This is a genomic window from Mesorhizobium salmacidum (SeqCode), assembly GCF_037179605.1.
GTDB classification, from domain to species: Bacteria; Pseudomonadota; Alphaproteobacteria; order Rhizobiales; family Rhizobiaceae; genus Mesorhizobium; species Mesorhizobium salmacidum.
In genome coordinates this window covers 221,850-247,490 of record NZ_JAPYKS010000006.1, presented here as the reverse complement: position 1 = coordinate 247,490, position 25,641 = coordinate 221,850, and the positions used below count along the sequence as shown (strand labels likewise).

At 64.2% G+C, this 25,641-nt stretch carries 18 protein-coding genes; 8 read left to right on the top strand and 10 right to left on the bottom strand.

Annotated features, from left to right (window positions below; all coding sequences use genetic code 11):
- Positions 1-2: 2 nt before the first annotated feature.
- From O7A60_RS10875 to O7A60_RS10860, 4 genes are all read right to left on the bottom strand, one after another.
- Positions 3-1,211: an acetyl-CoA C-acetyltransferase gene (locus O7A60_RS10875; protein ID WP_337106242.1), complete on the bottom strand. Its 1,209-nt coding sequence runs from the start codon at positions 1,209-1,211 to the stop codon at positions 3-5.
- Positions 1,212-1,245: 34 nt separating this feature from the next.
- Positions 1,246-2,418, bottom strand: coding sequence for an acyl-CoA dehydrogenase family protein (locus tag O7A60_RS10870; protein ID WP_337106241.1), 1,173 nt, complete (start codon positions 2,416-2,418; stop codon positions 1,246-1,248).
- A gap of 46 nt (positions 2,419-2,464) precedes the next feature.
- The gene (locus tag O7A60_RS10865; protein ID WP_337106240.1) at positions 2,465-4,276 is read right to left on the bottom strand and encodes an acyl-CoA dehydrogenase; all 1,812 of its coding nucleotides are present in this window, start codon (positions 4,274-4,276) and stop codon (positions 2,465-2,467) included.
- 263 nt (positions 4,277-4,539) lie between these two features.
- Entirely contained in the window at positions 4,540-5,001 is a 462-nt protein-coding gene (locus O7A60_RS10860) for a MerR family transcriptional regulator (RefSeq protein ID WP_084636389.1), read from the bottom strand.
- Positions 5,002-5,456: 455 nt separating this feature from the next.
- On the opposite strand from O7A60_RS10860, the gene O7A60_RS10855 reads away from it, so the two are divergent.
- The 4 genes from O7A60_RS10855 (at position 5,457) to O7A60_RS10840 (ending at position 12,862) form a co-directional block, all read left to right on the top strand.
- The gene (locus O7A60_RS10855; RefSeq protein WP_337106239.1) at positions 5,457-9,536 is read left to right on the top strand and encodes a peptidoglycan-binding protein; all 4,080 of its coding nucleotides are present in this window, start codon (positions 5,457-5,459) and stop codon (positions 9,534-9,536) included.
- A 193-nt stretch (positions 9,537-9,729) separates the two neighbouring features.
- Positions 9,730-10,653 carry a sulfite exporter TauE/SafE family protein gene (locus tag O7A60_RS10850; RefSeq protein ID WP_027141986.1) on the top strand — a complete coding sequence of 308 codons (924 nt, stop codon included), beginning with the start codon at positions 9,730-9,732 and terminating at the stop codon, positions 10,651-10,653.
- Entirely contained in the window at positions 10,653-11,441 is a 789-nt protein-coding gene (locus O7A60_RS10845; RefSeq protein ID WP_337106238.1) for a TIGR02186 family protein, read from the top strand. The genes O7A60_RS10850 and O7A60_RS10845 overlap by 1 nt, the downstream gene beginning before the upstream one ends.
- 164 nt (positions 11,442-11,605) lie before the next feature.
- A complete protein-coding gene (locus O7A60_RS10840; RefSeq protein ID WP_337106237.1) occupies positions 11,606-12,862 on the top strand; it encodes an Hsp70 family protein in 1,257 nt (418 codons plus the stop codon).
- Positions 12,863-12,864: 2 nt separating this feature from the next.
- On the opposite strand, the gene O7A60_RS10835 is transcribed toward O7A60_RS10840, so the two are convergent.
- Positions 12,865-13,761: a LysR substrate-binding domain-containing protein gene (locus O7A60_RS10835; RefSeq protein WP_337106236.1), complete on the bottom strand. Its 897-nt coding sequence runs from the start codon at positions 13,759-13,761 to the stop codon at positions 12,865-12,867.
- A 278-nt stretch (positions 13,762-14,039) separates the two neighbouring features.
- Here O7A60_RS10835 and O7A60_RS10830 point away from each other — a divergent pair, with 278 nt between their 5' ends.
- The 4 genes from O7A60_RS10830 (at position 14,040) to O7A60_RS10815 (ending at position 19,479) form a co-directional block, all read left to right on the top strand.
- Complete coding sequence (locus O7A60_RS10830) at positions 14,040-16,970, top strand: molybdopterin oxidoreductase family protein (RefSeq protein ID WP_337106235.1); 2,931 nt, start codon at positions 14,040-14,042, stop codon at positions 16,968-16,970.
- A complete protein-coding gene (locus O7A60_RS10825; protein WP_337106234.1) occupies positions 16,967-17,701 on the top strand; it encodes a 4Fe-4S dicluster domain-containing protein in 735 nt (244 codons plus the stop codon). Before O7A60_RS10830 ends, O7A60_RS10825 begins: the two co-directional genes overlap by 4 nt.
- Before the next feature lie 6 nt (positions 17,702-17,707).
- Positions 17,708-18,643, top strand: coding sequence for a dimethyl sulfoxide reductase anchor subunit family protein (locus O7A60_RS10820; RefSeq protein WP_337106233.1), 936 nt, complete (start codon positions 17,708-17,710; stop codon positions 18,641-18,643).
- Positions 18,644-18,885: 242 nt separating this feature from the next.
- On the top strand, positions 18,886-19,479 hold the full coding sequence (locus O7A60_RS10815; RefSeq protein WP_337106232.1) for a tetratricopeptide repeat protein: 594 nt from the start codon (positions 18,886-18,888) through the stop codon (positions 19,477-19,479).
- Between the two features lie 148 nt (positions 19,480-19,627).
- On the opposite strand, the gene pdeM is transcribed toward O7A60_RS10815, so the two are convergent.
- The 5 genes from pdeM to O7A60_RS10790 form a co-directional block, all read right to left on the bottom strand.
- Positions 19,628-20,344: a ligase-associated DNA damage response endonuclease PdeM gene (pdeM, locus tag O7A60_RS10810; protein WP_337106231.1), complete on the bottom strand. Its 717-nt coding sequence runs from the start codon at positions 20,342-20,344 to the stop codon at positions 19,628-19,630.
- The gene (locus O7A60_RS10805) at positions 20,341-22,875 is read right to left on the bottom strand and encodes a ligase-associated DNA damage response DEXH box helicase (RefSeq protein WP_337106230.1); all 2,535 of its coding nucleotides are present in this window, start codon (positions 22,873-22,875) and stop codon (positions 20,341-20,343) included. Before O7A60_RS10805 ends, pdeM begins: the two co-directional genes overlap by 4 nt.
- Before the next feature lie 66 nt (positions 22,876-22,941).
- Positions 22,942-23,802 carry a C40 family peptidase gene (locus O7A60_RS10800; RefSeq protein WP_337106229.1) on the bottom strand — a complete coding sequence of 287 codons (861 nt, stop codon included), beginning with the start codon at positions 23,800-23,802 and terminating at the stop codon, positions 22,942-22,944.
- A 30-nt stretch (positions 23,803-23,832) separates the two neighbouring features.
- A complete protein-coding gene (locus tag O7A60_RS10795; RefSeq protein ID WP_140507608.1) occupies positions 23,833-24,183 on the bottom strand; it encodes a MarR family winged helix-turn-helix transcriptional regulator in 351 nt (116 codons plus the stop codon).
- A gap of 70 nt (positions 24,184-24,253) precedes the next feature.
- Entirely contained in the window at positions 24,254-25,621 is a 1,368-nt protein-coding gene (locus O7A60_RS10790; protein WP_337106228.1) for a leucyl aminopeptidase family protein, read from the bottom strand.
- Positions 25,622-25,641: the final 20 nt, after the last annotated feature.

The following is a 25,641-nucleotide window of genomic DNA, read 5'->3' as shown; positions in this document are numbered from 1 at the left end:
CGTCAGACGCGTTCGATGATGGTTGCGGTACCCATGCCGGCACCGATGCACAGTGTCACCAGCGCGGTGTTCAAGTCGCGGCGCTCGAGTTCGTCCAGCACCGTGCCGAAGATCATCGCGCCGGTGGCCCCGAGCGGATGGCCCATGGCGATGGCGCCGCCATTGACGTTGATCTTGTCGTGCGGGATCTCGAAAGCCTGCATGTAGCGCAGCACCACCGAGGCGAAGGCTTCATTGAGCTCGAACAGGTCGATGTCCGACAGCTTCATCTTGGCACGCTTCAACAGTTTCTCGGTGACGTCGACCGGGCCGGTCAGCATCAGCACCGGCTCGGAGCCGATGTTGGCGAAGGTGCGGATGCGGGCGCGGGGCTTGAGGCCCATCGCCTTACCGGCCTTCTTCGAGCCAAGCAGCACGGCCGCCGCGCCATCGACAATGCCGGACGAGTTGCCGGCGTGATGGACGTGGTTGACCTCCTCGATCTCGGGATGCTTCTGCACCGCCACCGCGTCGAAGCCGCCCATTTCGCCGGGCATGACAAAGGACGGATTGAGCGAGGCGAGCGACTGCATGTCGGTCGACGGCCGCATATGCTCGTCATGGTCGAGAATGGTCAGTCCATTCTGGTCCTTGATCGGTATGACCGCGTTCTTGAAGCGGCCATCGGCCCAGGATCTTGCGGCGCGCTTCTGGCTCTCGACCGCGTAGGCGTCGACGTCGTCGCGCGAGAAGCCGTATTTGGTGGCTATCAGGTCGGCCGAAATGCCTTGCGGCACGAACCAGCCGGGCAGGCCGACCGAAGGATCCATGAACCAGGCGCCGCCGGACATGCCCATGCCGACGCGCGACATCGATTCGACGCCGCCGGCGATGACGATTTCATCGGCGCCCTGCGCGATCTTGGCGGCGCCGAAATTGATGGCGTCCAATCCGGAGGCGCAGAAGCGCGAGATCTGCATGCCGGGTGCCTTGGTGTCGTAGCCGGCCTCGAAAGCGGCGGCACGCGGAATGACGGAGCCCGCCTCGCCGACCGGGTCGACGCAGCCGAAGATGATGTCGTCGACCGTGCCGGTGTCCAGCCCGTTGCGGTCGCGCAGTGCCTCGAGCGTCCTGGCGGCGAGCCGCACCGCCGGCACCTCGTGCAGCGATCCGTCCTTCTTGCCCTTGCCGCGCGGCGTGCGAACGGCGTCATAGACATAAGCTTCGGCCATTTTCATGCTCCTTGGGTTCGCTGAAGAGAGCTGCTCAGAGCGAGCGTCCGATCAGCAATTTCATGATCTCGTTGGTGCCGCCGTAGATGCGCTGGACGCGGGCGTCGCGGAACATGCGGGCGATCGGATATTCATTCATGTAGCCATAGCCGCCGTGCAATTGAAGGCATTCGTCGACGACTTTACCCTGCAGGTCGGAGAGCCAGTACTTGGCCATCGAGGCCGTTACCGGATCCAGCCCGCCATTGATGTGGCGGGTGACGCAGTCATTGTAGAAGACGCGGCCGATGGTGGCCTCTGTCTTCAATTCAGCCAGCTTGAACTGGGTGTTCTGGAAGTCGATGATCGCCTTGCCGAAGGCCCTGCGCTCCTTGACGTAGTCGATGGTCAGCGCCAGCGCCCGCTCGATCATGGCGATCGCCCCGGTGCCGATCTGCAGCCGCTCCTGCGGCAATTGCTGCATCAGCTGGACGAAGCCCTGTCCCTCTTCATGGCCGAGCAGGTTGGAGGTCGGCACACGCACGTCGTTGAAGAACAGCTCCGACGTGTCGTTGGCCTTCAGCCCGATCTTGTCGAGGTTGCGGCCGCGTTCGAACCCTTCGACCTCATCGGTCTCGATAACGATCAGCGAGGTGCCCTTGGCGCCTTTCTCCGGATCGGTCTTGGTGACGACGATGATGAAGTTCGCCAGCTGGCCGTTGGTGATGAAGGTCTTGGAGCCGTTGATCTTGTATTGGTTGCCGTCCTTCTCGGCACGGGTCTTGACACCCTGCAGGTCGGAACCGGCGCCAGGCTCGGTCATGGCAATGGCACCGATCAGTTCGCCGGTGGCGAGCTTGGGCAGCCATTTCTTCTTCTGCTCCTCCGAACCGTAATGGAGGATGTAAGGGGCGACGATCGAATTGTGCAGGCCGATGCCGAAACCATCGACGCCGACATGGCCGATCGCCTCGATGATGGCGCTCTCATGCGCGAAGGTGCCGCCCGAGCCGCCATATTCCTCCGGCATGGACGCGCAGAGCAGGCCGGCAGAACCTGCCTTCAGCCAGCTTTCGCGGTCGACCATCTCGTTCTTCTCGAACTCGTCGTAGCGCGGTGCGATCTCCTCCGACATGAAACGGATAGCCATGTCATAGAGCATGCCGACCTCGTCGGCCGCCCAGGCTGGCTTCGGCAAAGAGAGCACTTCGGCGGGATTTGTCGCCACGATTTCCTCCGCGTATCGACAGACAGACAGGCCAGCGAGGTTGAGTTTAGAACGCTTCCGCCGGCAGGGCCATCAGCGTATCGGCGCCGCTCGAAATCCGGGCGAGGTGGGCCGAGGTCTCCGGCATGATCCGTTCCATGAAGAAGCGCGCCGTCACGACCTTGTTGTCGTAGAACGCCCCGTTGTCTTCAAGGAAAGAGTGGGAACCGTTGGCGCCGGTCTTGCCCTGCGCCGCCTTGGCCATCCGCGCCCACATGTAGCCCAGCGCCACGAGGCCGAAGAGATGCATGTAGTCGGTCGAGGCCGCACCGGCATTGTCGGGCTTGGCCATGCCGTTCTGCAGCAGCCACATGGTCGCCGCCTGCAAATCGCTGAGGCCCTTCTTCAGACCCTTGGTGAACGGCGCCATCTTCTCGTCCGTGCGGTTTTCCTCGCAGAACTCGCCGACCTCCTTGAAGAAGGCCTGTATGGCGCGGCCGCCGTTCAAGCCGAGCTTGCGGCCGACGAGGTCGAGCGCCTGGATGCCGTTGGCTCCCTCATAGATCATGGCGATGCGGGCATCGCGCACGAACTGGCTCATGCCGTGCTCTTCGATGTAGCCGTGGCCGCCGAACACCTGCTGCGCCATCACGGCGTGGTCGAACCCCTTGTCGGTCAGCACGCCCTTGACCACCGGCGTCATCAGGCCGGTGTAGTCGTCGGCCGCCTGGCGGTCCTTGTCGTCGGCGGAGCGGTGCGCGATGTCGGACTTGATCGCGGTCCACAGCGCCAGCGCGCGGCCGGCCTCGTTGAAAGCCTTCATGGTCATCAGCGAGCGGCGGATGTCGGGATGGACGATGATCGGGTCGGCCTTCTTCTCCGGCGCCTTAGGGCCTGACAGCGAGCGGCCCTGCAAACGGTCCTTGGCGTAGGCGACGGCGTTCTGGTAGGCGATCTCCGACAGCGACAGCCCCTGCAGGCCGACGCCGAGCCGCGCCTCGTTCATCATCGTGAACATCGCCTTCAGGCCGCCATTGGCCTCGCCCAGCAGAGTGCCTTCAGCCTCGTCATAGTTCATGACGCAGGTCGAATTGCCGTGGATGCCCATCTTCTCCTCGATGGAACCGCAGGAAACGGTGTTCCTTGCCCCCGGATTGCCCGACGCATCGAGCTTGAACTTCGGCACGATGAACAGCGAGATTCCCTTGACGCCTTCGGGGGCGCCTTCGATACGGGCCAGCACCAGATGGACGATGTTGTCCGACATGTCGTGCTCACCGGCCGAGATGAAAATCTTCTGGCCTGAAATCTTGTAGGTGCCATCGCCGTTCGGCACTGCCTTGGTGCGCAGCAGGCCGAGATCGGTGCCGCAATGCGGCTCGGTCAGGTTCATGGTGCCGGTCCAGGTGCCCTCGACCATCCTGGGCAGCCAGGTCGCCTTCTGCTCGTCGGTGCCGTGGGTGATGATGGCCGCGATCGCACCCTGGGTCAGGCCGGGATACATCATCAACGACATGTTGGCCGACACCATGTATTCGGCCACCGCCGTGTGAACGGCATAGGGCAGGCCCTGGCCGCCGAACTCGACCGGAGCCGCCAGGCCCATCCAGCCGCCTTCGCGATACTGGTCGAACGCTTCCTTGAAGCCCCTAGGCGTGGTCACCGAGCCGTCGTCGTGGCGCACGCAGCCTTCCATGTCGCCGACACGGTTGAGCGGATGCATGACGTTCTCGGCGAGCTTGGCCCCTTCGGCGAGAATTGCCTCCAGTATGTCGGGCGTTGCGTCGGCGAATCCGGCAAGGTTCGAATAGCGCTGGTAGCCCAGCACCTCGTTGAGCACGAACAGCGTGTCCTGGACCGGGGCCCTGTAGATCGGCATGCTTTCCTCCACCATGCGGATAAAGGCCCCGAAATCAAGCCGTGCGCGGCAAGCGGGCCAATGTCGAAGTTGGCAATAGCAAATATTGACGTTTGCGTAAACGTCAATATTTCGATGCGACAAGATTCCGTGGCCACGCGCGCGGAGCCTAGCGTTGCGGCATTGCGCAAGTCAGCGCGAAACAGCAGGCCATGACAGCGAAAAGCCGCGCGGCACGGCCACGCGGCTTTGATGGTGAAGGTCCGACAGTGTCGGAGAGTGGCTTAGCTGGCGACGCTCGCCTGCGGCGTCGAACGCTCGGCCAACATCTGGCGCACCGCCGACATCGAGCCGCCGAGCTCATTGATGGCGTCGTCGATCAGTGCCCGCTGCTTCTGCAGGCGAGCGAGCTGCTTCTCCGACTTGTCCAGCGCCAGCCGCAACTGCTTGGTGTTGGAACCTTTCGGATCGTAAAGGTCCATCATCTGCTTGACGTCGCGCAGCGAGAACCCAACCTTGCGGCCGAGCAGGATCAGCTTCAGCCTGGCCTTGTCGCGGCGCGTATAGAGACGGGTCGAACCGTCGCGCTGCGGGTGGAGCAGGCCTTTGTCTTCGTAGAAGCGCAGCGTGCGCAGTGTCACGCCGTACTTTTTGGCCATTTCGCCGATGCGGGAGAGATCCTCGCCGACTTCGACGGATGCATTATTGGTATTGGCCGCGGTCTCGCCGGCCGAGATAAGTTTCATGGTCACTGGCTTCCCCGTCTGGTGGCGTCGCGGTCCCGGACCATGCGTCGCCTGACTGGAAGCGGGGGCCTGCTTCCAGCCGTGGTTTCAACAAACAAATCGCAAAACAGCACAGTTGATGCGCCATTTACGTTTACGTCAATTCTATACCGATAGCCGCCTCATGACGCAAGGGCGTTCTGAGAACCGTGCTTTATGCCGCACCGGAAATCGCGACCGCCAACTTCCTTGCAACTTCTTAAGCTTGGTTAACGCGTTGTTTACCACGTTGGGCGAAATGTGCGCGTGTCGGCTATCCGTGGTTATCCTGTATCGAATTTTCACGGTTTTTCGGAGCGCGGGGTGAAACCCGGGAAGCTTGTCTTCCACCGTGGCATGGAAGCGCGGTCGCCTCGTTCCGGCAGGGACTTGGGGAGCTGGTCGCAAGCCGGCCAATCTGAAAGACGGACGCACCGATGAACAGCAAGCGGTCCTACCTCGATACACTCAATGCCGGCAGGCAGCGCAAGCCGCAGACAACGCTCGAGCAGCTGAACCGCTCGCTGGAGACCCTGGAACAGCGCCTGGGGCAGACGCGTGAGGACGCGACGGCACGGCCCGTTCCTCGCCAATATGGCGCCGACCCGCGTTACCCCGCCGCCGAACCGCGTTATCCCGCCGCGCAACCGACGGCCCAGCAGCGCTGGTATGAGGATCCGCAGCCGGCACCGCGTGCGCACAACTCGGCGCCCTCGCCTGCCTTCGACCAGAATTACCAGGCAATCGCGCGCGACATCGACCGCGTGCGCGGCCAGGAAGACAGCGTCGCCATGGTCGGCAAGATCGCGGGCGAGCTGCGCGGCATGCGCGAGGAACTGCGCCACCAGGTGACTTCAGGCCTGCAGCGCGAATTCGACGCGCTGCGCAAGGACATCGACCGCGCCTTCCAGGCGAGCGCCAAGCCCGGCGCGACAGGCAAGGGCAGCGCCGAACTCGGCGTGGAATTCGAGCGGCTGTCCGGCGCCATCAAATCGCTGTCGGAGAAGAGTGACGACAGGGGCGTCAACCTGCTGCGACTGGAACTCGAGCAGGTCAAAGCCGCGCTCGACACGCTGGCGCGCGAGGAGAGCGTCCAGAAGGTCGACCGCCGCTGGGACGATTTCGATCGCCGCTGGACTGCCTTCGAGGATCGCGTCGACGCTGATCAGCGCAAGCGCTCCGACGATCCCGCCCTTGCGGCCCTGACCGATCGGCTGGAGCAGATCAGCAACGCCGTCAACAACCTGCCGGAATCGCTGTCGCTGCGTTCGCTGGAGGAAAAGGTCCGCACACTGGCTGGGGCGGTCGACCATTTCGCCAACCAGCAGGACAATCGCGGCGGCGGCACGCTGGCCATGATCGACGAGCGGCTGGACGAGATTTCTCGCGCCATCGTAGCCTCGACAGTCGCCGCACAGGCCAATTCAATCGACCACGAAGCCTTCGAGCGCATCGAGAAGCGGATCGACTCGCTCGCTCAGCAGATCGAGGAAGTGGCGCAGGACCGTCCCGGCAATGTCGTGGTCGACCGGTTGAACACGCTGTCGAGCCGGGTCGATGACCTCGCCGGCCGCGCCAACCTGCCCGAGCAGGCGATGGAACGGCTCGCAAAGCAGATCGCGCTGATCGCCGACACGATCGATCAGGCGCCGGCCATGCCCGACGCCGACTACATCTTCCAGGGGCTTGAGCAGCGTTTCGACGTGCTGTCCGGCATGATGGAGCGTCGCCAGGGCGACGCCATCGAACAGGGCAACATGCTGTTTCGCGATCTCGAGCGCCGGCTGGACGAGGTTGCCGACCGGCTGGATCAGCGCAGCATGGCGCAGGTCGACAGCGCCGGCATCATGGACGCCATCGACGCCCGCTTCACAGCACTGGCCAAGCGCATGGAAACGCGCGCTCCCGATCCCGCCGGCGAGGCGGCGATCCGCGGGCTGGAAAGCCGGCTCGAGGACATTTCAAGCCGGCTGGACGCTTCGGCGGCCCAAGTGGCCGGCATCGATCCGGCGCTGATCCGCAGCCTGGAGGCGCAGGTCGCCGGCCTGTCGGCGCATCTTTCCAAGCCCAGCACGCCGCTGCCGGATTTCGAGGACATCAGCCCGCGCCTCAACGAAATCGAAAAAGCGCTGGCCGGGACCCGCGATTCCATCCTCGGTGCCGCACGCGAGGCGGCTGAGAACGCGGTGCGCTCGCTGGCCGGAACGAGCACCAATACAGCCGCGGTATCTGGCCTCGCCCAGGACCTGAAGACGCTGGAGACATTGACGCGGCGTTCCGACGAGCGCAATTCGCGCACCTTCGAGGCCATTCACGATACATTGCTCAAGATCGTCGACAGGCTGGGTTCGCTGGAAACCAGCGATCCGTCCGAAGCGGTAAGCGAACTCCTCGATGCGGCTCCGACTGAACCGAGCGGCTGGCGCGGCGCACGGCGGCCCAAGATGGCCGTGAACGCACCGTCGATGACAATGGACGAGCCGCAGCCGCTGACCGGCATGGCCGATCTGGACGCGCGTGCCACGGCCATATTGCGCGCCGAGCCCGGCGAGCCGGCACTGCACGTTGAAACGGGCTTGTCTGCCCGGCCGGGCGCGCGCTCACCCGCGGAAGCAGCAGCCGCCGCCGCGATGGCCGCACTCGGTTCCGACGCCACCGCCGGAAAGGACCAGCCTGCTGGCCGCAGGTCGATGTTCGGCGGGCTGGCGCGCGCCTTCAAGGGCAAGAAGCCTGCGGATGTTCCGCCGCTGGCCGGCTCGGCGCCGAGCGCCGATGTCCCGAGTGTCGATCTCGACGAGCCGCTCGACCCGAGAGTCGCCAACCGCCCGCTGGAGCCCGGCTCCGGCGCGCCCGACCTCAATGCCATCATGAAGCGCGTGCGCGATGAGCGCGGACAACCGGCAAAGCCCGGCGACAGCGACGCGGCGAAGTCGGATTTCATCGCCGCTGCCCGGCGCGCGGCGCAGGCGGCCGCGGCCGAAGCCGACGCCCTGAAGCGCCAGTCGACGATGAAAGGCCCGGTCAAGGCGCTCAGGATAGGCGACCTGCTCAAGGCGCGGCGCAAGCCGATCCTGATGGCTGCGGCAGCGATCATGCTGGCGCTTGCCGGCCTGCAGCTTGGCAAGGCGTTTCTTTCGGATCCCGCCCAGGTGGCAAATAACGACACGGCCCCGATCGTCGCCTCGCAGCCGGTGAAGACGGCATCTGTCGATACCGCCAGCCAGCCGAAGACCGGAATCCAGCCGGCGGCGACAGATATCGCGCCGGCCCCTGCCGTCAGGCAGGCCGAACAATCCGCGCCGGCAAGCAAGGACGACATGACGGCGCAGACCGTCATGGCCATGCCGTCCGATACGGACGCGATGCCGGACACCGCATCCGCCGCCAGGCCCGCTCCGGCGCCGGTTGCGCCGGCCGTGCCTTCCGGCCCGAGCACAGCCGCTCCCGACGCGATGGCTTCGGCCGCGCCGGCGCCGGTTGCCCCGATGACCGCTGCTCCTACCATGACGGATCCGGCACCCGCCGCCATCGCCAGCGGTACGCAGGCGGATGCCGATGCCCAACCGGCCCCTGCCGCGCCAGTCGCGACCGAGGCAACGGCCAACGACACGACTGGCGCCGTTGCGCCCATGGACAAGGCGCCGGCGACAGCCACGACCAAGTTCGACATCCCGGCAGATGCCGGCCCGGCCGCCTTGCGTGACGCCGCCGCCGGTGGCGACGCCAAGGCACTGTTCGAGGTCGGCTCCCGCTACGCCGAGTCGCGCGGCGTCAAGGAAGACATGGCTGTGGCCGCCAGATGGTATGAGAAGTCGGCGGAACTCGGCTTCGCGCCGGCCGAATACCGCATCGGCAATTTCTACGAGAAGGGCATCGGCGTCGCGCGCGACATCAAGAAGTCGAAGACCTGGTACCAGCTCGCTGCCGCGCAGGGCAACGCCAGCGCCATGCACAATCTGGCGGTGCTGTTCGCCATGGCCGCCGATGGCGTGACCGACAATCAATCGGCCGCGCACTGGTTCCAGGAGGCCGCCGACCTCGGCGTCAAAGACAGCCAGTTCAATCTCGGCATCCTCGCCGCCAAGGGCGTCGGCATGAAGCAGAACCTGGAAGAATCCTACAAATGGTTCGCGCTCGTCGCCAAGACCGGTGACAAGGATGCCGCGTCCAAGCGCGACGAGATCGCCAATGCGCTGCGGCCCGAGCAGCTCGAGCGGGCGCGCGCAGCGACAGAATTGTGGAAGGCCAAGCCGCTCAACGCCACAGCCAATTCGGTGGACATTCCTGAATCCTGGCAGGAAGGCACGCCGCAGACGACCGCCGGCATCGACATGAAGAAGGCGGTCAAGAACATCCAGCTCATCCTCAACAAGAACGGCTATGACGCCGGCGGTGCCGACGGCGTGATGGGCGGGAAGACCAAGAACGCGATCATCGCTTTCCAGACCGCCAACAAGCTGCCGGCGACCGGCGCGGTCGACGAGAAACTGGTTAAGGCATTGCTGGCGCGCAAATAACGGCAGAAGCGTCGTTTCCACGACGCCCTCGCCATATATTTGCCTGTTAACTGATTGAGTTGTCTTTTTGTTTCGGCGCGGTGGCGGGATTTGATCCCGCTGCCGCGTCGTCGCAAGAGAAAATTGGCTTTTCGATGCGATACTGTCCGCAACGGCTTTATTCGCCGACAGGCAAACTGATCGAGACTGACGGGTGGGCATCTATCTCCCGATCGCGGAAATTTCCGTCAACGTCTTCGTGCTGCTGGCCATGGGCGCCGCGGTGGGCTTTCTGTCGGGCATGTTCGGGGTGGGCGGCGGCTTCCTCATCACACCGCTCTTGATCTTCTACAACATCCCCCCGGCGATCGCGGTCGCCACCGGCGCCAACCAAGTCATCGCTTCTTCCGTCTCCGGCGTCCTTTCGCACATGAAGCGAGGCACACTCGACTTCAAGCTCGGCGGCGTGCTCCTGGCCGGCGGCATCGTCGGGTCCACCGCCGGCATCTACGTGTTCGGCTTCCTGCGCAGGCTCGGCCAGCTCGACCTGTTCATCTCGCTGCTCTACGTCGTGCTGCTCGGCACCGTCGGCGGGCTGATGCTGGTCGAAAGCATCAACGCGCTGCGCGCCACGCGCAGCGGGGCGGCACCGGTGCTGAAGAAATCCGGCCAGCACAACTGGATCCACCGCCTGCCGCTGAAGATGCGCTTCCGCGCGTCGAAACTGTTCGTCAGCGTCATTCCGGTGCTCGGGCTTGGCGCCGGTATCGGCTTCCTGTCGTCGATCATGGGCGTCGGCGGCGGCTTCATCATGGTGCCAGCGCTGATCTATCTGTTGAAAGTGCCGACCAACGTCGTCATCGGCACCTCGCTGTTCCAGATCATCTTCACCTCCGCCTACACGACGCTGGTTCACGCCACCACCAACCAGACCGTCGATGTGATGCTGGCCTTCCTCTTGATGGCCGGCGGCGTGGCCGGGGCACAATATGGCGCCAAGGCCGGCCAGCGGCTGCGCGGCGAGCAATTGAGAGCCCTGCTGGCGCTGCTGGTGCTGGCGGTGGCGATCCGGCTCGCTACCGATCTGTTCGTCACGCCACCCAACCTTTATTCGCTGTCCGGCGCGGGCCTCAACTGATGAATGGCCCGAAAGCGCTCGCAACCGTCGCTCTCCTGTCCCTGACCGCCGCCGCGCCGGCGAAGGCGCAAACGCCGCTGACGGAAGGCATCCAGATCGGCCTCTCCACCGACGCGGTGTCGATCACCGCCGGTTTTTCCGGCGCCGATCTGACCATTTTCGGTTCGCTGGAAAATCCCGACCCGCTGGTGGCACGCCAGGGCCGTTACGACGTGATCGTCGTGCTCGAAGGGCCACCAAAACCGGTGGTGGTGCGCCGCAAGGACCGAGTGCTGGGCGTCTGGGTCAATCTGGATTCCGAGAGCTTCGAGAACGTGCCGGTGTCTTATTCGGTGGCGACGACGCGGCCGCTGCAGGACATCACCGAACCCAACAGCTACAAGCAACTGTCGCTCGGCGCCTCCAACCTTTACATGCAGCCCGCCGATGCCGGTGACAGTCCGGCGACGATCGAGGAATTCACGGCGGCACTGCGCGAGCGCAAGGCCGCCGCCGGCCTCTACAGCGAGAATGTCGGCGGCGTGCAATTCCTGTCGCAGAACCTGTTTCGCGCCACCGTCAGACTGGCGCCGAATGTGTCGGTCGGCACGCACAGGGCGCGCGCGTTCCTATTCAAGAGCGGCCTCTTCGTGAAGGAGAGTTCGGCGCAACTCGAAATCCGCAAATCGGGCTTCGAACAATCGATCTTCCGCGTCGCCCACGACTATTCGTTCCTCTACGGCGTGTTCGCCATATCGCTGGCCATGGTGACGGGCTGGCTCGGCCGGCTGGTGTTCCGCAAAGATTGATGCCGCGGGAAAAGAGGGGTTCCCCTTTTCCCAGCCATGCGATAAACCGCCGCCTCCCAGCCCAGGGGCAAACACGCACATACAATTTCGCAAGAGCGGTCCGGGATGACAGCGCGATACGCCGCCGCTGTTTTGCCGCCGTGAAACAATGACAGGAGGCTGCAATGCATCAGGCATTCGGCGGCATCGACTTCGGCACGTCCAATTCCACGGTGGGCGTGATCCGGAACGGCAAGGCGCGGCTGGTCCCGCTGGAGGGCGAACAATCCACTTTGCCAAGTGCCGTGTTCTTCAACTTCGAGGACGGCCACACCTATTTCGGCCGTCGCGCGATCGGCGATTATACCGACAGCATCGAAGGCCGCCTGATGCGCTCTTTGAAGAGCGTGCTCGGCAGTTCGCTCGCCCACGAGAAGACGCGTATCAAGGCGCGCCAGATCGGCTTCATCGACATTATCGGCCTGTTCATCGGTCATCTGAGGACGCGGCTGGAGGCGGACGCCGGCGGCGTGGTGGAGAGCGTGGTGCTCGGCCGCCCGGTGCAGTTCGTCGATGACGATGCGCAAGCCGACGCGGAGGCGCAAGGCGAACTCGAGAAGGCTGCCCGTGCCCAGGGCTTCAAGCATATCGCCTTCCAGTTCGAGCCGATCGCGGCGGCGCTCGACTACGAGCAGAAGGTGACGCGCGAGGAACTGGCGCTGATCATCGACATGGGCGGCGGCACCTCGGACTTCTCGATCGTGCGGGTCTCGCCGGAGCGCTCGCGATCGACCGACCGCAAGGACGACATCCTGGCCAGCCGCGGCATCCATATCGGCGGTACCGATTTCGACCGGTTGCTGAGCATCGCCCATGTCATGCCGCAGCTCGGCTACCTCTCCGCGACCAAGGACGGCAAACGCAATCTGCCGGCCAGCTACTTCATCGATCTCGCCACATGGCAGCGGATCAACCTGGTCTACACCGCCAAGGCGATGACGCATCTGCGCCAGATCCGCTACGAGGCCGTGCGCGCCGACCTGGTCGACCGTTTCATCCACATCGTCGAGCACCGCTACGGGCACGCTCTGGCGGCACTGGTCGAGAAAGCCAAGATAGAGCTGACCGACAGGTCATCGGCCGACGTGGCGGTGAAGCTGCCGGACGTGGCATTCGCCGCCGGGATCACGCGCGAGGGGCTGGAGGCCACGATCGCGCGGGATATCGAGCGGGTCACCGAAACGGTGGCGCAGACCATCCGCGACGCCGGAGTCAAGCCGTCCGATATCACCGCGGTGTTCCTGACCGGCGGATCGACGGCGATTCCGCTGGCAAGGCGGGAAATCCTGTCACTGGTGCCGCAGGCTTCCGTCATCGACGGCGATATGTTCGGATCGGTCGGGCTTGGCCTGGCGCTCGACGCGCAGCGGAAGTTCGGCTGATCCTACCCTGACCCGTTCATCTCCGCGGCCAGATGCGCCTTCAGCGCCATCTGGGCCAGGCTTGCCTGACGGTCGCGATGGGTGATCATGGCGAAGTCGCGCTTCGGCAATTCGATCGGCACGGCTCTCAGGCTCCCCTCGGCGACCGCGCGCCCGACGACGAGCTCCGAAATGATGGTCGCGCCGGCGCCGGCCTCGACGGCCTGACGAACCGCCTCGTTGCTGGGCAGCACCAGGAATATCCTGAGGTCAGCAAGCGAAATCCCCTCGCGGCGCGCCAGGTCCTCCAGCACCTCGCGTGTGCCGGAGCCGCCCTCGCGGATGATCCAGCGCAGGCCGGTGATGTCGGGGCGGCCCGGCGCGATTTCGACGATCTTGGGATGAGAGCTGGCAACGACCAGCATCAACCGGTCGGTATCGACCTTGGCGCGGCGCAATATGTCGGATTCGGTGCGCCCTTCGACCAGGCCGAGATCGGCGGTTCCATCGAGCACGCTGGCCTCGACCTGCCTTGTGTTGCCGATGGTGACGCTAAGCCTGACGGCCGGATGCGCCTCGTGGAAGGAGGCCAGCCGGCGCGGCAGCCAATAGCTGGCGATGGTCAGGCTGGCGGCGATGGAGAGGCTGCCGGCGACCGTCTGCGAAACATGCTCCAGCACATTGCGGGCGGCGGCGGCCCGCTCCAGCACGGCCTTGGCTTCGGGCAGGAACCGGTGGCCGGTCTGGGCCAGCTCTATGTTGCGGCCGACGCGGTTGAACAGATGGACACCGTGCTGCTCTTCCAGCGTGCGAATGGCCGCCGACGCGGCCGATTGGGAGATGCCCAGGAGTTCGGCCGCCTTGGTCATGTGGCCGCGCTCGGCGACGGCGACGAAAATGCGCAACTGGTCCAGGGTCATGCGCGCATTAAGAACCAATATCGATCGAATTTACAAGAACAACTGATTAGACGGATCGATAGCTTTATTCTACTTTTTCGGAAGAAGTTAGAAAAAATTCGCCGGTGGATCGCGAAGGATAAAATGATCGGGCGGTTCAGATCCCTGCTTGCGCATTGGACCCGCGGCATCCGACGGCGGTTGGCCGGTGATCGATACCACCCGGAAGAGCATTACATGCGCGGCCCCGGGCCGAAGACGCGAGCCAAATCCGCCGGCCGCGCGAGCAGCACGGGATCATGATGCAAGGACCGCCGCGCGGCGCCAATTCAGCCCCTTCGCAACGCCAGCTTGCCGACACGCGGGCGCCCCATGAGGGCGATGGCGTCGACACCTCGCCTGACGTTTCCGACAGCATCGCCAAGACGACCTGCTACATGTGTGCCTGCCGCTGCGGCATCGACGTGCATATCAAGGATGGCAAGATCCGCTACATCAACGGCAACAAGGATCATCCGGTCAATCGCGGCGTGATCTGCGGCAAGGGCAGCTCCGGCATCATGCAGCACTACAGCCCGGCCCGGCTGAAGAAGCCCTTGCTGCGCACCGGCCCACGCGGCTCGGGCGAGTTCCGCGAGATCGAGTGGGAGGAAGCCTTCTCGATCGCCACCGAGCGGCTGTCGAATATCCGCCGCACCGAGCCTAAAAAACTCGCCTTCTTCACCGGGCGTGACCAGTCGCAATCCTTGACAGGCTGGTGGGCGAGCCAGTTCGGCACGCCTAACTTCGCAGCCCATGGCGGCTTTTGTTCGGTGAACATGGCGGCCGGAGGCCTTTACACGATCGGCGGCTCGTTCTGGGAGTTCGGCGAGCCCGATTGGGACAACACGAAATACTTCATGCTGTTCGGCGTCGCCGAGGACCATGACTCCAACCCGATCAAGATCGGGCTGGGCAAGCTCAAGGCGCGCGGCGCCAAGGTGGTCTCGATCAATCCGTGCCGGACCGGCTACAATGCGATCGCCGACGACTGGATCGGCATCCGGCCCGGCACCGACGGCCTGTTCGTGTTCGCGCTGATCCACGAACTCTTGAAGGCCGGCCGCGTCGATCTCGATTATCTGCTCCGCTACACCAACGCGCATGTGCTCGTCATCCAGGAGCCTGGCGCGGCCGATGACGGGCTGTTCGTGCGCGACAGCGACGGCAATCCGCTGGCATGGGACAGAGTGGCGAAACGTCCTGTGAGCGCTATCGATGCCGACGCCAAACCGGCACTGACCGGCAGCTGCGATGTCGGTGGCCGCCGCTGCGTGCCGGTATTCCAGCTCATTGCGGACCGCTATCTCGACGAGAGCTACGCGCCCGATGCGGTCGCGGAGCGTTGCGGCATCTCCGCCGGAACGATCCGCCGGATCGCCGCCGAACTGGCCCACGTCGCCTTCGAACAGGCAATCGAATTGCCGGTCGCGTGGACCGACTGGGCGGGGCGCCGGCATGGGACGATCAAGGGACGCCCCGTTTCGATGCACGCGATGCGCGGCATCTCGGCCCATTCCAACGGCTTTCATACATGCCGCGCCATCCACCTGCTGCAGGTTCTGCTGGGTACGGTGGACGTGCCGGGCGGCTTCCGATTCAAGCCGCCCTACCCCAGGTCGGCGCCGCCGGGCCCGAAGCCCTGCGGCAAGGAGGTGAGGCCGATGACGCCGCTCGACGGCATGCCGCTCGGTTTCGTCTGCGGACCCGACGATCTGCTGGTCGACGAAGCGGGCACGCCGCTGCGCATCGACAAAGCGTATTCCTGGGATTCGCCGCTGGCGGCGCACGGTTTGATGCACACCGTCATCCGCAACGCCTGGGCCGGTGATCCCTACAAGATCGACACGCTGATGATGTATATGTCGAACATGGCCTGGAATTCCTCGATGAACACCGTCGGGACCATGGCCATGCTCACGGATCATGATGAAGCGGGCAACTACAGGATCCCCTTCATCATCTATTCCGACGCCTACTACTCCGAGACCGTGCCGTTCGCCGACCTCGTCCTGCCCGACACCACCTATCTCGAGCGTCATGACTGCATCAGCCTGCTCGACCGGCCTATCAGCCATGCCGACGGACCGGGCGACGCCATCCGCCATCCGGTCGTCGAGCCCGACCGCGACGTCAGACCGTTCCAGTCGGTGCTGATCGAACTCGGCGCGCGGCTTGGCTTACCCGGCTTCGTCGAAAACGATGGCTCGGCGAAGTACCGCGACTACGCCGACTACATCGTCAATCATGAACGCACGCCCGGCATCGGCCCGCTCGCCGGCTGGCGCGGCAAGGATGAAACCTCGATCGGCAAGGGCGACGTCAACCCCAACCAGTTGCAACGTTACATCGACAATGGCGGTTTCTGGCACCACGACTTCGCCGACGACCAGCGCTACTACAAGATGGCCAACCGCTCCTATCTCGATTTCGCGGTGCAACTGGGCTTCATCCCCAAGGCCGAGCCGATCGTCTTCCAGCTCTATTCCGAACCGATGCAACGTTTTCGGCTGGCCGCGCGCGGCCATGGTCGGGTGGTGCCGCCGCAGACGCAGCGCGAGCGCGTCGAGACCTACATGGACCCGCTGCCGTTCTGGCACATGCCATTCGAGGAAGCGGCCGTCGACCTTGGAAAATATCCGCTGCACGCGCTGACGCAGCGGCCGATGCACATGTACCATTCCTGGGGTTCGCAAAACGCGTGGTTGCGGCAGATCACCAGCCAGAACCGGCTGTTCGTACATCACCGGACCGCAGCCGCCCTCGGCCTCGCCGATGACGACTGGGTGTGGATCGAGAGCATCAACGGCAAGGTGAAGGGGCAGATCAAGCTGGTCGACGGGGTGAACGAAAGCACGGTCTGGACCTGGAACGCGATCGGCAAAAGGCGCGGCACCTGGGGGCTGAAGGACGATGCCGCCGAGAGCAATCGCGGCTTCCTGCTCAACCACATCATCGGTGACCAGACTTCTGCTGACGCCAGCGGCAAGCGCTATTCGAATTCCGATCCGGTCACGGGACAAGCTGCGTGGTTCGATCTGCGCGTCCGCATCGTCAAATGCGCGGCTGAAGAGGCCGGCTTCACCGAACCGCAATTCGAGCGTTTCCACCAGCCACCGCACTTCGAGCCCTCGCCGGACAAGCTCACTTTCGGCGCCGGGTTCCGGCAGGCAAGAGAGGCGGCCGAATGACCTGTCTTCCAAATCCAGGCGGCAAGAAGCTTGGCCTCGTCATCGACCTCGACACCTGTGTTGGGTGCCAGGCCTGCGTCACCGCCTGCAAGGAGTGGAATGCCGGCGGCCACATGGCGCCGCTGACCGACATCGACCCCTATGGCGGCCATGCCGACGGGGTCTGGTTCAACCGCGTGCACAGTTACGAGCACATCACCGAGATGGGGGGGCGCACGGTGAACTTCCCGCGCTCCTGCCTGCATTGCGAGACGCCGGCCTGCGTCACCGTCTGCCCGACGGGCGCCTCCTACAAGCGGGCCTCCGATGGCATCGTACTGATCGACGAGGACAAGTGCATCGGCTGCAAATTGTGCAGCTGGGCTTGCCCCTACGGCGCGCGCGAATTCGACACGGATGTCGGCGTGATGAAGAAATGCACGCTCTGCGTCGACCGCATCTACAACGACAATCTGGCCGAAGGGGACCGCGTGCCGGCCTGCGTCGCCGCCTGCCCGACCAGCGCCCGGCATTTCGGCGACCTCGGCGATCCCCAATCCCCGGTTTCGCAACTGGTGGCGGAGCGCGGCGGTGTCGACCTGATGCCGGAACTCGGCTACCGCCCGACCAACAAATACCTGCCGCCGCGCGCTCACACACAGCGCGCCGCATCGGTAGCCGCTCCCGCGCTGGAGCCGGTACGGGCCGAGGGCGGTTTCCTTGGCTGGGTCGACCGCATGCTTTCGAGCTGACCGTCCATGCATCCAGCTTTTTCGGTCGTTTTCTTCACCACCGCCACGGGTGCCGGCTATGGGCTGCTCGCGCTGCTCGGCGTGCTCGGCCCGCTCGGCTTCATCGCACCCGATTTCTGGCTGGGCTTCGTCGGCATGGGGCTGGCGCTCGGCCTGATCGCCGCCGGCCTGTTGTCGTCGACCGGCCATCTCGGCAGGCCCGAACGTGCCTGGCGGGCGTTCTCGCAATGGCGCAGTTCATGGCTGTCGCGCGAAGGCGTCGCTTCGGTCACCACCTTCATTCCCGCAGGCCTTTTCGGCATGGGCTGGATCTTCCTTGGCCGCCTCGATGGCTGGGTGGCGGCCGCAGGCGTTCTGGCGACCATTGGCGCCATTGTCACGGTCTGCATGACCGGCATGACCTATGCCTCGCTGAAGCCGATTGCGCAGTGGCACAGCCCCTACACCTTGCCCGGCTATCTCATCTTCTCGGCGATGAGCGGCAGTGTGCTTGTCAACGCCCTGCTGCAAGGCTTTGCGCTCGGCTCAACGATCCCGCTTGCAGCTTCCGTACTGCTCACCCTGCTTGGCTGGGGCTGGAAGCTGGCGACCTGGCGTTACAACGACCAGCTTGAAATCCAGACCAATGCCAACACCGCGACTGGGCTCGTCGGCGGCACTGTACGATCCCTGGAATGGCCGCATACCGAGGAAAACTACCTGCTCAAGGAAATGGGCTTCCGCATCGCGCGCAAGCACAGCGCGAAGTTGCGCCGGGTCACGCAGGCGCTGGCCTTCGGTTTGCCAATCCTGCTGCTGATCGCCGCCTTCGCCTTGCCGTGGCCGTTTGCGGCGGTGTCGTCGGCGCTCGCCGCGATCGTCCAGTTCGCCGGCATGCTGGTCGAACGCTGGCTGTTCTTCGCCGAAGCCAAGCACACGGTCATGCTCTATTACGGGCGATAGAGGGTAAGACGCTGGGCCAAGCATAATCTTGATCCGAACCCGGAAATGAAAAACGTGACAGAATGCCCAAGCGTGCCGGCTGGTTGGCGGATAGCCGCGAATCCCAACATTGACTTGGGCTGGGACTTCAATGATTTTGTTGTCGTTCGATAGCGTCGTCGCAGGACCAACATTAGGAGATCAAGTGACGAACTCCACTGCTGCCTCTAGTTCAGCATCACTGTTCCCATGGGCGTTTTGCTTTGCCTGGATCTTGGTTTTTTTTACCTCACAATTCTTTGGCAGGCGGCGTCGAAGCCGACGCCGCCTTTGAAGCGAAGAACTATACAGAAGCGTACAAAGAATGGGCGGCTCTCGCCCAAAAAGGCGATGTTACTGGACAATTCAATGTCGGTTTTCTGTATTCCAGGGGACTTGGTGTTCCACTGGATTATTCCAAAGCTGCGGAATGGTGGGGTAAGGCGGCGGATCAGGACATGGCAGTGGCTGAGTTAAATCTTGGACTTTTGTATTCCTGGGGTAAGGGCGTTCCGCTGGATGACACCAAAGCGGCGGAGCTATGGCGCAGGGCGGCGATCCAGGGTTTGTCAGAAGCTCAGCAATATCTTGGATATGTGTATTCCGTCGGGAAGGGAGTGCCCCAAAGTGGGGCGGACGCAACTCTTTGGTTAACCAGAGCAGCGGAGCAGGGTAACGTTGACGCGCAAATTAATCTCGGCGCCGCTTATCTAACCGGCGAAATTGTAGATAAAAACCCCAAGCTGGCCTTTCATTGGTACGAAAGGGCTGCGCAACTGAACAATGGCAAGGCCCAATTCAACTTTGATGTATCTTAAAGGCGTTGGAGTTGAGCAGAATGCAGACGTTGCGGTCCAATGGCTGAAACGCTCGGCAGCCCAGGGATACCATGGCGCGGAAGAAGCGCTTGATCGCGTTCAAGCTGCGCTTAAGAAAACATGAGCTCGCCAAGAGCTCCCGACGATCTCAGCCCGGCCTCAGCATCGAGCCTGAAATCGCGAAGATGCGGTCCGCGCCGAGCATATAGGCCATCAGCGTCTCCGGCCGAAACAGGCCGGCATAGGCGCGATCGAGCACGTTGAGCGAACCGGTATAGGCACCGAAGGCCGGCATGATCATGCGGCCGCCGTCGCCGGCAAAGCAGCGCCGCCGCACCGAACGGCCTTGCTGCACGATGCGGGCGCAAGGATGAAGGTGGCCCGATATTTCGCCCCCGACCCGCACTTTCGATGGCTCATGCCGGAACAGCAGCGAGCCTATGGCCAGTTCCCGCACGGTCTCGCCGGGCAGGTCCGCCGGCGCTTCCGGGTCGTGATTGCCGGCGACCCAGAACCAGTCACGGCCCGTCATCAGCGCTTCCAGCCGTTCGCGAAAGCTCGAATGCATGCGTACGGCGCCGCCGCCGTCGTGAAAGGAGTCACCCAGGCTGATGACGATCGACGGCTCATAGTCTGATATGACCGCCTGCAGCCGCAGCAGGGTCGCGCCGGTATCGTAGGGTGGGATCAGCGTGCCGCGCCTTGCCAGCGACGACCCCTTCTCCAGATGCAGGTCCGATACTGTCAGCAGCCTGAGCTCGGGAAAATAGAGCACGCCGCGCGGATCGCAGACCGCGCGCTCGCCCGCGATGCCGACAAGGTCGGCCTCGGCGATCAGCGACGCGCGCGCCAGCGAAAAGTTCATTCGTCAACCATCCCAGGCCCCATGGCCTCTTCGACCAGCGTCGCCGCATCCATCAGCAGCGTTTCATCGGCCTCGCCGTTCACCGGCATCTTGCCGATCTCGAGCATGATCGGCACGGCAAGCGGCGATATCTGTTCGAGCGCCTTATGCATGATTCGACCCTGGATGCGCGAGAGCATGTCGGCAAGTCTGCTGACATCGAGCAGGCCGGTCGCCGCGTCGGCACGCGTCGCCTGAAGCAGGATGTGGTCCGGCTCATGGCTGCGCAGCACATCGTAGATCAGGTCGGTCGAAACGGTGACCTGGCGGCCGCTCTTCTCCTGGCCGGGGTGGCGTTTTTCGATCAGGCCCGAGATCAGCGCGCAATTGCGGAAGGTGCGCTTGAGAAGCCAGCTGTCGGCCAGCCAGGCTTCGAGATCGTCGCCCAGCATATCCTGATCGAACAGCGCGCCGAGTGAAGGTTTCCTGGCTTTGAACATCGCGCCCATATCGCCCAGCGACCATATGGCGAGCGCATAGTCGGTGGCGACAAAGCCGAGCGGCCTGGCGCCCGTCCTGTCGAGGCGACGGGTGAGCAGCATGCCAAGCGTCTGGTGCGCCAGCCTGCCCTCAAAGGGATAGGCGACGAGATAGTGGCGGTTGCCGCGTGGAAAGGTCTCGATCAGCAAATCGTCGCGCTTGGGCAGCATCGATTTGTCCGACTGGAACCGCAGCCAGTCGGCCACTTGCTCCGGCAGCTTCTTCCAGCGCTGCGGATCGTCCAGCATGATGCGGACCTGCTCGGCAAGGTAGGTCGAGAGCGGGAACTTGCCGCCGCCATAATAGGGCACCTTGGCGTCGCTGCCGGGCGCGTTCGAGACGAAGCATTCATTTTCGCGGATGCCTTCGAAGCGCAGTACCTTGCCGGCGAACATGAAGGTATCGCCATGCGTCAAGGTTTCGAGGAACGCCTCCTCGATCTTGCCGAGCACGCGGCCGCCGTGCGACGCCGAGCCTTTGCTGCCGGCCTTGACGTAACGCACGTTGAGCGCGGGCACCTCGATGATGGTGCCGACATTCAGCCTGTATTGCTGGGCGACACGCGGATTGGATACCCGCCACAGTCCATCCTTGTTGAGGCGGATGCGGGCGTAGCGCTCGTAATTCTTCAGCGCATAGCCGCCGGTGGCGACGAAATCGATGACGCGGTCGAATGTCGGACTATCGAGGCTTGAATAGGGTGCCGCCGTTCGCACTTCTTCATACAGGTCATCGGCGCGGAACGGTGCGCCGCAAGCGCAGCCGAGCACATGCTGCGCCAGCACGTCGAGCCCGCCATCGACCAGCGGCGGCGTATCCTGCGCGCCGAGATAATTGGCGTCGAGTGCTGCCCGGCATTCCAGCACCTCGAAACGGTTGGCGGGAATCAGGATCGCCTTCGACGGCTCATCCATGCGGTGGTTGGCACGGCCGATGCGCTGCGCCAGCCGGCTGGCACCCTTCGGCGCACCGACATGCACGACCAGATCGACATCGCCCCAGTCGATGCCGAGATCGAGCGTCGAGGTGGCGACGATGGCGCGCAGCGCGTTCTCGCCCATCGCCTTCTCCACGCGCCGGCGCTGGGCGACGTCGAGCGAACCATGGTGAAGCGCGATCGGCAAGGTGTCCTCGTTGACGCGCCACAACTCCTGGAACAGCAGCTCCGCCTGGCTGCGCGTGTTGACGAACAGCAGGGTCGTCTTGTGGCGCTTGATCTCGCGGTAGATTTCCGGCGTGGCGTAGCGCGCCGAGTGCCCCGCCCACGGCACGCGCTCCTCGGAATCGAGGATCGAGATTTCGGGCTTCGCACCGCCCGTCACAGTGATCAATTCCGCCATATCACCCGGCGGGTTCTGGCTGACCAGCCAGCGCCGCAATTCGCCCGGCTCGGCCACCGTCGCCGACAGGCCGATCGTCTGCAGGCCAGGGACAAAGCTGCGCAGCCGCGCCAGCCCAAGCGCCAGCAGATGGCCGCGCTTGGACGTCACCAGCGAATGCAATTCGTCGAGCACGACATAGCGCAGATCCTCGAAGAAGCGCCTCGCATCGCCTGCCGCGATCAGCAGCGCCAGTTGCTCCGGCGTGGTGAGCAGGATATCGGGCGGCGCAAGCTTCTGGCGCTGGCGCTTGTGGGCGGGGGTGTCGCCGGTGCGCGTTTCGATGGTGACGGGCAGACCGATCTCCTCGACCGGCTTGCCGAGATTGCGCTCGATGTCGACGGCCAATGCCTTCAGCGGCGAGATATACAGCGTGTGGATACCGCGCCGCGCCTGGCCAGGTTTTCGCCTCGGCCTGACGGCCAGTTCGGTCAGCGACGGCAGGAAGCCGGCCAGCGTCTTGCCGGCGCCGGTCGGCGCGATCAACAGCACCGATTGCCCGGCTTGGGCCTTCGCCAGGAGTTCGATTTGATGCGCGCGCGGCGACCAGCCTTTCTCGCCGAACCATTTTACGAATGGCTCGGGCAAGACGACGGCGGCATTCTGGTCGGCGAGGCGCGGCAGCTCGGTCACCCGCCAGAGGTAGCGCGGCGGCGCGCAATCGCCAAGCAGAATCGGAACAAAAGGGGATCGAAAGCCTTACGGCCGCCGGAATCCCGTCGGCGCGCCATAGAGATAACCGATGCGGGCGATGGCTTCCTTCAGCCCTTCGCGCGACACCAGCATGGTGTGACCGTTGGCGTGGATCATGGTCTCGGCGTCGGTCATGATGGCGACATGGCCTTTCCAGAACACAAGGTCACCACGTCGCAGCCCCGTAAAATCGGGGCCGGGCTGAAGCGGCTCGCCGATCGAATTGGCCTGCATGTCGGAATCGCGCACCACATCCTCGCCGGCCATGCGCATGGCCAGTTGCACCAGGCCGGAGCAATCGATGCCGAAGCCGGAAACACCGCCCCAGAGATAGGGCGTGCCGAGAAACGTCTCGGCCACGGACACATAGTCGCCGGCCACTTCGCCGATCGGGCGCAGATGGCCAGCGATCACGGCTTCACCGGAGGGCAGCAGTGCATAGTGCGTGCCGCGCGTTTCGGCGGCACCCGTCACGGTTACCGTCGATCCCATCGACAATTGCCCGGCAATCGGAAAGCGCAGATCGGGACCGGGATACAGGAACGTGCGCGGCACCGAGACGATATGGGTGGGCGCATGGTCCCGCTCGCCCAACATGGCGTCGGCGACATAGCCGACATAGCCGTCTCGCTCTGCCTGGATCCAGGCCCAGCCTTCTCTATCCTCGAAAACCAGCACATCGTCGCCGAACAGAGCTTGCGTGTTGACGCCCGAATCCAACGCCGGCGCCTTGCGGATATCGGCCACCGGGACCGAAATCCGCGCCGGCCGACCCGCTACGAAACGGTCGGCAGCGACCTCTCCTTTCAACCTGGCATCGGCGAGATCGGAGCGGAAGGCGTGCAGGCGGGGGTCGTGGGCGGTCAAATCGGCAATCCAGTTAGATAAGAAAATTGTTCAGATCGGCAGGTCGTGGGCCTTGGCAATGATACCATCACCGAAGCGCTCGACAAAGAGCGCGCCTTCGACAGTGCGCTTGATCAGGACGTTGCGCTTGTCGAGCTCGTCGCGATGACGCGACACCAGCTTCAGCGCGCCCATCGTGTCGAGCGCGCGCGTGATGACCGGCTTGGTGACGTTGAGACGGGCGGCAAGCCCGCGCACGGTGTGCGGCGGCGGATCGAGATAGATGGTGAACAGGATCGCCGTCTGCCGCATGGTGAGATCGGGCGCATCCTCGCGCACCTGCGACAGCATCACTTGCTGCCACAGTCGCAAGGCCTGGCTCGGGCGCATCGCAATCGACATCGCGCCAGCATGACAGCAAATTGTTTCGGTTCCGTTTCAGTTTCTGCAATTTGCCGGCTCTGCTTGCGCATCAGGCATAGCGTGTCGACATGATCCGCTCCAACGCCCGGATGCCTTGCGCCTCGCCACCGGCGGGGCCGTGCGGACGATCGGCGGGGTTCCAGGCGAAGATGTCGAAATGCGCCCAGCTTGCCGTCTTCTCGACGAAGCGCTTGAGGAACAGCGCGGCCGTGATCGAGCCGGCGAAACCGTCCGTGGTGACGTTGTTGATGTCGGCGATCTTCGACGACAGTCTCGCGTCGTAGGGCCGCCATAGCGGCATGCGCCACAGCGGGTCCTCGACCGCGATGGAGGCGGCCGCCAGCTCCGCGGCAAACGCCTCGTCATCGGTGTAGAAGGGCGGCAGGTCGGGACCCAGCGCGACGCGGGCTGCTCCGGTCAGGGTCGCCATGTCGACCAGGAGCTGCGGTTCCTCTTCGTCGGCAAGCGCCAGCGCGTCGCCCAGCACCAGCCTCCCTTCCGCGTCCGTATTTCCGATCTCGACTGATATGCCCTTGCGGCTCGCCAGCACGTCACCGGGGCGGAAGGCATTGCCGGCAATCGAATTCTCGACCGCAGGGATCAGCACCCGCAGCCGTACGTTGAGCCCGGCAGCCATGATCATCGAAGCCAGGCCCAGCACATTGGCCGCGCCGCCCATGTCCTTCTTCATCAACAGCATGCCCGAGGACGGCTTGATGTCGAGGCCGCCCGTGTCGAAGCAGACACCCTTGCCGACCAGGGTCACCTTCGGCGCGCCTTGCTGCCCCCATGTCATGTCGATCAGGCGCGGCGCATCGGACGACGCACGACCGACGGCGTGGATCATCGGGAAATTCTGTGTGAGCAGGTCGTCGCCCTTGATGACGGAGACTTCGGCCTTGTGGGTCCCAGCCAGGACCCGCACTGCCCTCTCCAGATCGTCCGGCCCCATATCGTTGGTCGGTGTGTTGACGAGGTCACGCGTCAGGAAAACGCCGTCGGCGATGCGGCGAACGCGCTGCGCATTGACGCCGGCCGGCAATTCGAAGCGCAGCGCCTTGCCCGCCTTCTTGCCATAGCGGGTAAAGACATAGCCGCCGAGCGCCAGCGCGATCGCCGCCAATTCAGGCTCGGCCGGCGGCGCCGAGGCGAAGTGCCAGTCGCCTTCCGGCAGGGTTTTCGACAGCGCGCCCAGACCGAGCGCGCCCTCACCGTCGCCAAGACCGAACACGGCGCCGCCGAGCACTCCGTTCTCGCCGGGCACGACCAGCGTCCTGCCGGCCTCGCCGGAAAAACCGTTTGCCTTGGCCCAAGCGACAATAGACGGCGACAGACCGGCCGCGTCCAGCCCGTCCCTGGCGACCAGATGGATCGGCAGCGGGTTCTTCAGCTTGTTCTCGACCAGTTCCACGGACATCAGACGTCTCTCCTGCCGAA